This is a genomic window from Micromonospora sp. I033 (assembly GCF_053890995.1).
Genome location: NZ_JBSSLX010000213.1, coordinates 1 through 9775 on the forward strand (window position 1 = coordinate 1; position 9775 = coordinate 9775).

General features: G+C 73.6%; 10 protein-coding genes. 4 read left to right on the forward strand and 6 right to left on the reverse strand.

The window, feature by feature from the left end:
* The 5 genes from ACW0Q9_RS25615 to ACW0Q9_RS25635 form a co-directional block, all read right to left on the reverse strand.
* The coding region (locus ACW0Q9_RS25615; RefSeq protein WP_456185516.1) for an SRPBCC family protein at positions 1–636 on the reverse strand (636 nt) is incomplete at its 3' end.
* Positions 637–684: 48 nt separating this feature from the next.
* Positions 685–2016, reverse strand: a complete 1332-nt coding sequence (locus tag ACW0Q9_RS25620) for a low temperature requirement protein A (RefSeq protein WP_456185518.1) — start codon at positions 2014–2016, stop codon at positions 685–687.
* 77 nt (positions 2017–2093) lie between these two features.
* Complete coding sequence (locus ACW0Q9_RS25625; RefSeq protein WP_456185520.1) at positions 2094–2720, reverse strand: GNAT family N-acetyltransferase; 627 nt, start codon at positions 2718–2720, stop codon at positions 2094–2096.
* 46 nt (positions 2721–2766) lie between these two features.
* On the reverse strand, positions 2767–3108 hold the full coding sequence (locus tag ACW0Q9_RS25630; RefSeq protein ID WP_456185522.1) for an MmcQ/YjbR family DNA-binding protein: 342 nt from the start codon (positions 3106–3108) through the stop codon (positions 2767–2769).
* Positions 3109–3138: 30 nt separating this feature from the next.
* The gene (locus tag ACW0Q9_RS25635) at positions 3139–3729 is read right to left on the reverse strand and encodes a TetR/AcrR family transcriptional regulator (protein ID WP_456185524.1); all 591 of its coding nucleotides are present in this window, start codon (positions 3727–3729) and stop codon (positions 3139–3141) included.
* A gap of 103 nt (positions 3730–3832) precedes the next feature.
* Here ACW0Q9_RS25635 and ACW0Q9_RS25640 point away from each other — a divergent pair, with 103 nt between their 5' ends.
* The 3 genes from ACW0Q9_RS25640 to ACW0Q9_RS25650 all read left to right on the forward strand — a co-directional run bounded on the left by ACW0Q9_RS25640 (position 3833) and on the right by ACW0Q9_RS25650 (position 6925).
* Positions 3833–4303 carry a MarR family winged helix-turn-helix transcriptional regulator gene (locus ACW0Q9_RS25640; RefSeq protein WP_456185526.1) on the forward strand — a complete coding sequence of 157 codons (471 nt, stop codon included), beginning with the start codon at positions 3833–3835 and terminating at the stop codon, positions 4301–4303.
* A complete protein-coding gene (locus tag ACW0Q9_RS25645; RefSeq protein ID WP_456185528.1) occupies positions 4300–5940 on the forward strand; it encodes an MDR family MFS transporter in 1641 nt (546 codons plus the stop codon). The genes ACW0Q9_RS25640 and ACW0Q9_RS25645 overlap by 4 nt, the downstream gene beginning before the upstream one ends.
* 97 nt (positions 5941–6037) lie before the next feature.
* Complete coding sequence (locus ACW0Q9_RS25650; protein WP_456185530.1) at positions 6038–6925, forward strand: phosphatase PAP2 family protein; 888 nt, start codon at positions 6038–6040, stop codon at positions 6923–6925.
* Positions 6926–6937: 12 nt separating this feature from the next.
* Here the strand turns inward: ACW0Q9_RS25650 and ACW0Q9_RS25655 are convergent, their stop codons facing one another.
* Positions 6938–9010, reverse strand: a complete 2073-nt coding sequence (locus ACW0Q9_RS25655) for a cellulose binding domain-containing protein (RefSeq protein WP_456185532.1) — start codon at positions 9008–9010, stop codon at positions 6938–6940.
* A gap of 243 nt (positions 9011–9253) precedes the next feature.
* On the opposite strand from ACW0Q9_RS25655, the gene ACW0Q9_RS25660 reads away from it, so the two are divergent.
* Positions 9254–9775: lytic polysaccharide monooxygenase auxiliary activity family 9 protein (locus ACW0Q9_RS25660; RefSeq protein WP_456185534.1), on the forward strand; the 522-nt coding region annotated here is incomplete at its 3' end.

The following is a 9775-nucleotide window of genomic DNA, read 5'->3' on the forward strand; positions in this document are numbered from 1 at the left end:
GGGCGAGGCGCTGCTGGCAGAGGGCATTACCAGGGGCGTCGACGGCGGCGGGGCGGCCGGCGCGGTCGGCTCGGGCCGGGTGGCCCAGACCGCCGCTCCGGCGCCCACGCCGAGCACCGCCAGCACCGCGCCCGCCAGCACCGCCCGCCGGCGACCGGTCCGGGTGCGCACGTCACCGAGTAGCCGGATCACCGGCAGCTCGGCGGTCAGCCCGCCCTCGGCCCGGCGCAGGTCGACCTCCTGGAACGCCAGCCAGTCGAGGATCGCCGGGAGCCGCCCGGTCACCGCCCCCTGGTGCTGCTCGGCGCGCCGGTCGGCGTCCCAGTCGCCCTCCTCCAGCACCTCCCGCACGGACAGCCGGGAGCCGTGCCCGGTGCGGGCGATGTCGCAGGCCAACCGGGTGCTCCGGTCCCCCTCGCGGCAGCGCAGCACCAGCCGTTCCGGCACGCGCAGCTCGACCACCTCCACCTCGGTGTCGGCGTCGTACCCGGGCAGCCCCGCGGTCCGCAGCAACGTCCGGTCACCCAGCGACTCGCTTCCGGCGAACCACTTGGCGAGCAGCGCCGGTTCCGTCAGGGCCCGCCAGATCCGTGCCGGCGGGTGGAACAGGTCGACCTCGGTGGCGATCTCGATCACGCGGAGACTCTAAGGGTCGTCCGTCCCGCCATGTCGGACGGGCGATCCCTACTCCGGGGGCTGCTCCGGACCGCCGTCGTGCCAGCGGGCGCGGAAGGCCGCCTCGCTCGCCTCGTGGCTGGCCTTCTCCTCGTAGACCGCCCGGCGGAGGGCGGTGCGGGCCTCCGCCATCATCACCACCTCGACGGCGACGAGCGCGACGCAGATCGCCGTGAGCAGGCCCAGCGCGCCGAGCGCCGGCAGGTGCCGGCCGACCGGCAACCCGGCGGCGAGCGCGGCCAGGGCGGCGACCCGGGTCCACGACACGGTCCGCAGGGTGCGCAGCTGGAACGCCATGTCCGCGGCGAGGTAGATCATGACCCCGGCGAAGAGCAGCGCCACGGCGGGGCCGTGGCCGTGCTCGGCCACCCCGCCGGCCGGGTCGGTGATCGTCCGCACCAGCTCCTCGGCGCCGATCGCGAACAGGATCACCCCGGCGATCATCGGCAGGTAGAGATAGGCGTACGCGTCGCGGGCCATGGCCACGCGCGGGGGGCCCTCGGCGGCGTGCAGCGCGATCCGGGCGGCCGGGCCGATCATGTCGAAGTGCGCCCACCAGAGCGCCGCGGTGAACAGGATGCCGAAGATCGCGGCCGGGATGGCCGGCCAGGTGACCGGCTTGCCGATCAGGTTGCCGCCGACGCCGACCGAGATGACCGACTCGCCGAGCGCGATGATCAGGATCAGGTCGTAGCGCTCGGTCCAGTGCTCGGCGGAGGTGATCTGCCAGCCGTCGGTGCCGGCCAGCAGGCCGCTGGCGTACTGGATGACCACCACGGCGATCCAGAGCGCGTCGCGCAGCCAGAGCCCGAGGTCGCGGTCACCGACCTCGGGCGGGAGCACCGCCGCGACCAGCAGCAGGCAGGTGGTGATCAGCACCTCGGGGACGAACTTCCAGAGCGTGCGCCGGGCCGGCGGGTCGCCCCGGGTGGCGTACGCGTACAGCGCGATGTGCACGGCGCGGATCACCATGTAGCTGACGGTGACCAGGATCGGCCCGGCCGTGCCCTCCCGGAGGGTGCCGAAGGTCTGCGGCAGGGCCAGCGCGAAGGTGAAGAGCGCGACCATGCCGATCACCATCAGCACCGGGACGAAGCCCTCGCCGAGCCGGAGCCGGCTGGCCACCGCGCTGTGCACCACCCAGCACCACCAGAGCACGGCGAGCACCAGCATGGCGTGCAGCAGTTCCCGGGGGGTCACGTTCGCGGCGGTGGCCCGGGTGATGATGAAGAACGACACCACGAAGACGAGGTCGAAGAAGACCTCGAACTTGTCCACCCGGGCGGCCGGCGCGACCGGCATGGCGGGCCCCAGTCCCTTGCCCCACCCGTCGCGGCCCACCGCCCGAGTCTGTCAGCGCCGGGTCGGGCCCCGGGGCGGAATCGACCGGCATTCCCGGCGGGGCCGGCCCGGCGCCGTCAGGTCGTGGACCGGCCCAGGTAGGTGAGCGGGCCCGGGTCCGGCACGGGGATCACGTGGAAGCCCAGCCGGTCGTAGAAGCCGCGGGCGCGGACGTTGGCGGTGACCATGCCGAGGTGCAGCGCGGGCGCGCCGGCCCGGGCGGCGGCGGCCAGGAAGGTCTTCAGCAGTCGCCGGCCGTGGCCGCGCCCCTGGTGGCTGGGGAGCAGGTCGATGTGCAGGTGGGCGGGGTAGCCGGCCAGCTCCGGCAGGAGCATCCGCTCGGGACGGTGGTGCAGGGCGATCATCTCCTCGTCCGGGGTGCGCGGATCACCGGCCGGCTCGGGGTAGCGGTGCGCCAGCCGGGGGATCCAGGCGCGCCGGTAGGCGCGGACGAAGGCGGGGGTGTCGGCGGTGCCGAGCACGTAGCCGACCACCCGGCCGGCGTCGGCCAGGACGAACGCCAGCTCCGGTTCGAGGTGCAGGTAGGGGCCGGCGAAGAGGTCGGGCATCAGGTCGTCGGAGGCGTACCGCCCGCGGGCGTCGCCGCCGGCGTCGGCGGTGCGGACGCAGATGTCGTAGACCGCGTCGTGGTCGGCGGGCCGGTACGGCCGCACGGCCGCCGTGGATGTCGTGCTGGCGCTCATGCCGGGACCGTACGGCGTGGTATCGCTCTCAGCGAAGCCTCGGCGTTCACCCGCCCAGCCGCTGGCGGGCCAGGAACTTCGGCACCACCATCCGCCACGCCTCGCACACCAGCTCGGTCATCTGGTCGTGGTCGAGCCGGTCGAGGTGGCAGCAGACCCAGTGGAACCGCAGGTCGGAGGGGCGGGGCAGGAAGAACAGCTCCGGCTCGGCGGCGATCAGCCCGTCGCGCTGCTCCTTCGGGTAGCCGAAGCCCATGCTCCGCTCGTCGCGGCTGAACGCGACGTAGACGATCGCGCCCACCCGGAACTTGATCCGGTCGTGGATCAGGTGCTCGCTGGTGCGCGGCAGCGTGCGGGCGAGGGCGCGGACGTCGTCGACGGTGACCACGCCGCCGACGGTAGCCGGACCCTCCGACAGTCAGCCGGTCGCCGGGGTGGCGTGGGCCAGCGCGGTGCGGAGGATGTCGATGATCGAGCCTTCCGGCTGCTCGATCCACTGCTGGGTGGCGACCCGGAGGGTGGCCAGGAAGGTCGCCGCCAGGATCCGGGAGCGCAGCGCGGCGTCGGTGCCGGTGAGCCGGGCGGCGATCTTCCCGGCCAGCTCCCGCTCGATCACGGCGTACGCACCCACCTGGTGCGCCACCAGCCCGGGGTTGCCGTGCAGCCGGCGGCGCCGGTTCAGCCAGGCCAGGGCGGTGTCGTCGTACAGCTCGGCGGTCAGGCCCAGCGCGGCCCGGCTCAGCGCCTCCCACGGCGGCAGGCCGGCGGGTTGCTCGGCGATCAGCTCCAGCAGCCGGCGCAGCCGCATGGTGTCGCCGTGGAAGAGCGCCTCCTCCTTGCTGGAGAAGTAGTTGGAGAACGTGCGCCGGGACACGTTGGCGGCGTCGGCGATCGCCTCGACGGTGACCCGGTCCGGCCCCTGCTCGGCGGCGAGACGCAGGGCCGCCTCGTGCAGGGCGAGTCGGGTCGCCGCCTTCTTCCGCTCGCGCAGCCCGGTGGCCTCCTCCATGGCTCCCCAGCGTACGTGATCCGTTTCTCAATGAGCAAACTTGCCGACTGCGCAAGATTGGCGAATGATTGCTTGAGGCAACCAAGGCAGGGGAGGGGAGAGGGTGGACGCGACCAGCCGAGAACTCGTCACCCGGTTGCAGGACCTGCTGACCGGCGTGCGACTGCTCAAGCAGCGGCGCGCCGACGACCGGCCGGCCGTACCGCCCGGCCTGGTGGGCCTGCTCCGGCACATCGACGGGAGCGCCACCGCCGGCTGCCACGCCCGGGACCTGGCGGAGCGGAGCCGACTCGACCCGTCGACGGTCAGCCGGGCGGTCGCCGCCCTGGTCGCCGACGGCCTGGTGGACCGGCGCACCGACCCGGAGGACCGGCGGGCCAGTCACCTGACGGTCACCCCGGCGGGCCGGGCCGCGATGGCCGAGGCCTACGAGTGGTACGGCGGTGTGCTCTCCCGGGCGCTCGCCGACTGGACCCCCGGGGAGGTGGCGGCCCTGTCCGCCGCCCTCGCGCGCCTCACCCGCGACCTCGAGGTAGCCCTCACCCGACACGACAACCTGGAGGACGCGCGATGAGCGCACCCACCGCGACGGCGGACGCCGCGCCCGCGAACCGGCGGCAGACGCTGGAGGCCCTCAGCGGCCTGTTGCTGGTGCTCTTCGTGGCCATGCTGAGCAGCACGGTCGTCTCGACCGCCCTACCGAAGATCATCGGAGCCCTCAACGGCTCGCAGACCCAGTACACCTGGGTGGTCACCGCCACCCTGCTCACCGCCACGGCGACCACCCCGATCTGGGGCAAGCTCGCCGACCTGTTCAACAAGAAGCTGCTGATCCAGGTCGCCATCGTGGTCTTCCTGGCCGGTTCCGTGGCGGCTGGCTTCGCGCACTCCGCCGGCCAGCTCATCGCCGCCCGCGCCTTCCAGGGCATCGGCGTCGGCGGCCTCCAGGCCCTGGTCCAGGTGGCCATCGCGGCGATGATCCCGCCCCGGGAGCGCGGGCGCTACAACGGCTACCTGGGCGGCGTGATGGCCCTCGCCACGGTGGGCGGCCCGCTGCTCGGCGGCCTCATCGTGGACACCTCGTGGCTCGGCTGGCGCTGGTGCTTCTTCGTCGGGGTGCCGGTCGCGATCGTCGCGCTGATCCTGCTCCAGCTCACCCTGCACCTGCCCACCGCGCGGCGGGACAACGTGAAGATCGACTACCTGGGTGCCACGCTGATCGCCGCCGGCGTCAGCCTGCTGCTGATCTGGATCTCGTTCGTCGACGACTCGTTCGCCTGGCTGTCCTGGCAGACCGGCGCCATGGTCGGCGGCTCGGTGCTGCTGCTCGCCCTGGCCGTCCTGGTGGAGTCGCGGGCCGCCGAGCCGGTCGTGCCGCTGGAGATCGTCCGCGAGCGCACCACCGCGCTGGCCATCCTCGGCAGCCTCGCGGTCGGCATGGCGATGTTCGGTGGCGCGGTCTTCCTCGGCCAGTACTTCCAGATCGGCCGCGGCTACAGCCCCACCGAGGCCGGCCTGCTCACCATCCCGATGATGGCCGGCGTGCTGCTCTCCTCGATCGTCGCCGGCCGGCTCATCACGGCCTCCGGGAAGATCAAGCCGTACATCGTCGCCGGCTCGATCATCCTGGTCGTCGGCTTCGCCCTGCTCGGCACCATCGACCACGAGACCTCGCTGGTCCTGGTCGGCGCCGCCATGTTCATCGTCGGCGTGGGCGTCGGCATGACCATGCAGAACCTGGTGCTCGCGGTGCAGAACACGGTGGCGCTCAAGGACATCGGCGCGGCCAGCTCCAGCGTGGCGTTCTTCCGCTCGCTCGGCGGCACCATCGGTGTGTCGGTGCTCGGCGCGGTCCTGGCCCGCCAGGTCACCGACCGGATCACCCACGACCTGGCCGCCCTCGGGATCCCCGCCTCGGGCGGCAGCGGCGGCAGCACGCTCAACCTCGCCGCCCTGCCCGCGCCGGTGCAGAACATTGTGCGGGCCGCGTACGGTGACGCGACCGGGCACATCTTCCTGATCTCCGCCGCCATCGCGGTCGTCGGGATCCTGGCCGCGCTGCTGCTCAAGCCGGTCACCCTGCGGTCCAGCCTGGACCTGCCCGACACCGCCCGCTCGGTCGCCGTCGCGGCCGACGCGGTCGACGGGGCGCCCGCCTTCGACGAGGTGGCCGTGGACGTCACGGGCCCGGGCGAACGCGCCCGCCGCTGACGCCCCGTCGTCCCAGGGCCGTCGCCGATTCCGGCGGCGGCCCTGGTCCGTGCCCACCCGGGCCGGCGCACGCCGGCCGCGACCGAATCGAGGCGCTGTGGACACCACGCAGCCCGCGCCACCCCCGCCGGTGGCCGCCGACGCGCGGCCGGCCGGTGCGCTGCGCCGGGCGGTCCGCGAGCTGGCCCTCGTCGCCGCACTCTTCCTCGCCTACAAGGCGGGTCGGCTGGTGGTGGCCGGGCGGTCCGGCACCGCGCGGGCGAACGGGGAGCGGATCTGGTGGCTGGAGCGGCTGCTCCACCTGCCGGACGAGGCCGCCGTGCAGGCGCCGCTGCTCCTCCACGAGCTGCCGGTCCGGCTGGCCAACTGCTACTACGCGTACGTGCACTTCCCGGCCACCGCGCTCTGCCTGGTCTGGCTCTACCTCCGCCATCCCGACCACTACCGGTGGATGCGGCGGGCGCTCGCCGCGCTCACCGCGGCGGCCCTGGCCCTGCACGTCCTCGTCCCGCTCGCCCCGCCCCGGATGACCGCGCTCACCGGCCTGGTGGACACCGGCAGCCGGTACGGCCCGGCCGTCTACGGCCCGCCCGAGACCGACACGCTGAGCAACCAGTACGCCGCGATGCCCTCCCTGCACGTCGGCTGGGCCCTGGCCGTCGCCGCCGCGCTGGTCACGGTCACCGCCGGGCGGTGGCGGTGGCTCTGGCTGGCCCACCCGGTCGTCACCCTGCTGGTGGTGGTCGGCACCGGCAATCACTACTGGCTCGACGGCATCGTCGCGGTGGCGCTCCTCGGGCTGATCCTGGCGGCGCTGCCCCGGCCGGGCGCGCCGTGCCGACGCGCGGCCGCGCCCGTACCCCCGGCACGCCTGCGCCCGCACGTGGTCCCGGCGCCGCGCCGTCCTGGTGGCGTGGGCCGCCGACGGAGCCCGCGGACCCCGTCGGCGGCCGACGGCCGGCTCAGGCCACCCCGCCGGGGGTGACCGCCGCCCGGTTCACCGGACCGTGCACACGGTGCCGTTCAGCCGGAACGCGCCCGGCAGCACGTTCGGCCCGCTGTACGCGCCCACGAAGCCGGCGCTGGTGCTGCCGCCGCCGGCGGCGAGTCGGCGGTTGTCGGCGGTGCTGGTCACCCTGACCTCGGTGCCCACCTGCGACCAGTTGGCGCTCCAACCGCTGCTCACCTGCTGCCAGGCAGTGGGCCAGGTCCAGGTGAGCGTCCAGCCGTCGAGGGCGCTCGGACCGGTGTTCACGACCTCGACGGTCGCCACGTAGCCGTTGCCCCAGTCGGTGTCCTTGCCGAACCGGACGGCGCAGCTGCTGTCGGCCGGGCTGCCGGTGGCGAAGGTCAGCGGCGGGGAGGACCAGGAGACCCGGCCCGCGGTGTCCCGGGCCAGCACGTTGACCGTGTACCGGGTGCCCGGGTCGAGGTTGCCGACCGTCAGCGAGGTGCCGGCGGTCTCGCCGAGCTGCTCGCTGATCGCGCCGTGCTGCCGGTACACCTCGTACTTGGCGATCGGCGCGGCGCCGGGCGCGGCCGGCGGCCAGGAGAGGGTCGCCGTCCGGTCGGTCACCGCGCCCGCGGTGGGCCGGCCCGGCGCCCCGGGCCGGCCGCCGACCGCGCCGGACGGGCGCAGCACGAGCGTGGTCAGCGAGTACGGCGGCAGCGTCCGGCTGGTCGCGCCGCCGGACCGGCCGGTGGAAACCCCGCCCGCGCCGTTGGTCAGCGTGTGCACGGTCGGCGCCTCGTCCGCCGGGGTGAAACCGGCGTAGTCGATCACCACCGGGTGGGCGGTGTCCGGGTCCTTGTTGAGCAGCAGGACCGCCAGGCTGCCGTCGGGCCGGCGGGCCGCGTGCGCGGTGACCGGCGGCTGGTCCGTGCCGGCGCGGACGAACTGGTCACCGGCCCGGGCGAAGAGATTCATGGACAGCCCGTGGTATGGCGCGAACGGCGTGTTGAACGGCGGCTCGCAGACCGACCCGTCGGCGGTGCAGCCGCCGCTGGAGAGCATCCCGAAGTCGCCGTAGTCGGTCTGGCCGGCGACCTCCGACACGGTGCCGATCCCGTTGTGGACGTTCCACCACTGCACCGTGAAGACGCCCTGCTCCAGCAGCCCGCTGTAGGCGTCGGCCAGGAACAGTGCCCCCGGTTGGGTGTTCTGGCCCGCGCCGACGTTGAGTTCGGTGAAGCTGATGCCGATCCGGCCGGCGTCGGGCCCGGCGTAGCGGGCGATCTGCTGACGCAGCAGCCAGGCGGCGTCGGGGAGGTGGGCGGTCCGCGCGAGCGACTCGGCGGCGGTGCCGCCCGGGTACCAGTGCACGTCGACGAAGTCGATCTTCGGTCCGGCGAGTGAGAGCACGGTCTGGTTCCAGGGACCGGGGTCGGCGCCGGCGGTGAGCCCGTCGGGCCAGTTCCCCGGCATGGTCAGCACCGCACCGACCTTGATGCTCGGGTCGACCGCCTTCATGGCGTCGGCGTACTCGACGACCAGCCGGGCGTACTGGGTGGCGCTCTTGTCCGGGTGGTCGTCGGCCTCCCAGGCCGAGCCGTAGTGGCCGTTGCCGTAGTTCTCGTTGCCGACCGTCCACCACTTCGCGCCGTGGCCCTTGGTGACGTTGGCGTACCGCACCCACTCGGCGGCCTCGGCGGGGGTGCCGGTGCCGTAGTTGGCGATGATCATCGGTTGGGCGCCGACCCGCTTCGCCGCCGCCATGAAGGTGTCGAAGTCGGTGCCGGGGGCGACGTACCCGCCGGGCGCGGTGTGGGTCCGCCAGTGGTAGATGTCGGCGTACGAGCCGCCGGGATAGCGGAGCATCTTCACACCGGCCGCCCGCAGCAGGTCCGACGTCTCGGTGCTGCCCAGGTGCTGGTCCCAGATGGCGTGGTTGACGCCGAGCGCGGTGTCGGGCACGGTGGCCAGCCCGGCGCGGGCGTTCACGGTCACCGTCACCGGGTCGGCCGCCGCGCCCGCGGCGGGCGGGTCGACGGCGGCCGGCGCGGCGACGGCGAGCAGCAGGGCGGCGGCGTACGTGGCGAGGCGGCGCGTCATGGATGCGGTTCTGCTCATGCGGGGTTCCTTCGGGGATCGGGCGAGCGTCTGTCCTGCGTCGCCCTCCCGGTGTCCGGGTGCCCTGGGAACGACGGTCGGCCCCGCGCAGAGCCATCGACGTACCAGAATCCCATGGCGGTGCCGGGGCGCTCAAGAAGATCCCCTCGTACGCGACTTAATTTATAGACAGGAGTCTTTACTGTTAACAAGGTTTAATTTATGTTCATTGGCATCTCCCATCGCCCCGAAGGAGTTGCCGCCATGCGTCGAAGAATCACCCTGCCGCTGCTCACCACGGGTGCCGTCACCGCCACCCTGGCGGTCGCCGCCCCCGCCCAGGCACACGGCTACGTCTCCTCGCCCCCCAGCCGCCAGGCGCTCTGCGCGCAGAACCGGGTGCCCGACTGCGGCCAGATCAAGTACGAGCCGCAGAGCGTCGAGGGCCCCAAGGGCCTGAAGAGCTGCCACGCCGGGATCGCCCAGTTCGCCGTACTCAATGACGACAGCCGCGGCTGGCCGGCCACCTCGGTCGGCAGCTCGGTGACGTTCACCTGGGTCAACACCGCCCGGCACGCCACGTCCAACTGGGAGTACTGGATCGGCAACACCCGGGTCGCGGTCGTCGACGGCGGAGGTCGCCAGCCCGACGCGACCGTGTCGCACACCGTCAACCTGGGCGGCTTCTCCGGCCGGCAGAAGCTGCTCGCCGTCTGGAACATCGCCGACACCGCGAACGCCTTCTACTCCTGCGTCGACCTGCAGATCGGCGGAGGCGGGGGCAAC

Bases quoted from the DNA above. Each gene is read 5' to 3' on its own strand.
- ACW0Q9_RS25625 (WP_456185520.1), bottom strand. From the start codon at position 2,720: ATGAGCGCCAGCACGACATCCACGGCGGCCGTGCGGCCGTACCGGCCC.
- ACW0Q9_RS25635 (WP_456185524.1), bottom strand. From the start codon at position 3,729: ATGGAGGAGGCCACCGGGCTGCGCGAGCGGAAGAAGGCGGCGACCCGA.
- ACW0Q9_RS25645 (WP_456185528.1), top strand. From the start codon at position 4,300: ATGAGCGCACCCACCGCGACGGCGGACGCCGCGCCCGCGAACCGGCGG.
- ACW0Q9_RS25655 (WP_456185532.1), bottom strand. From the start codon at position 9,010: ATGAGCAGAACCGCATCCATGACGCGCCGCCTCGCCACGTACGCCGCC.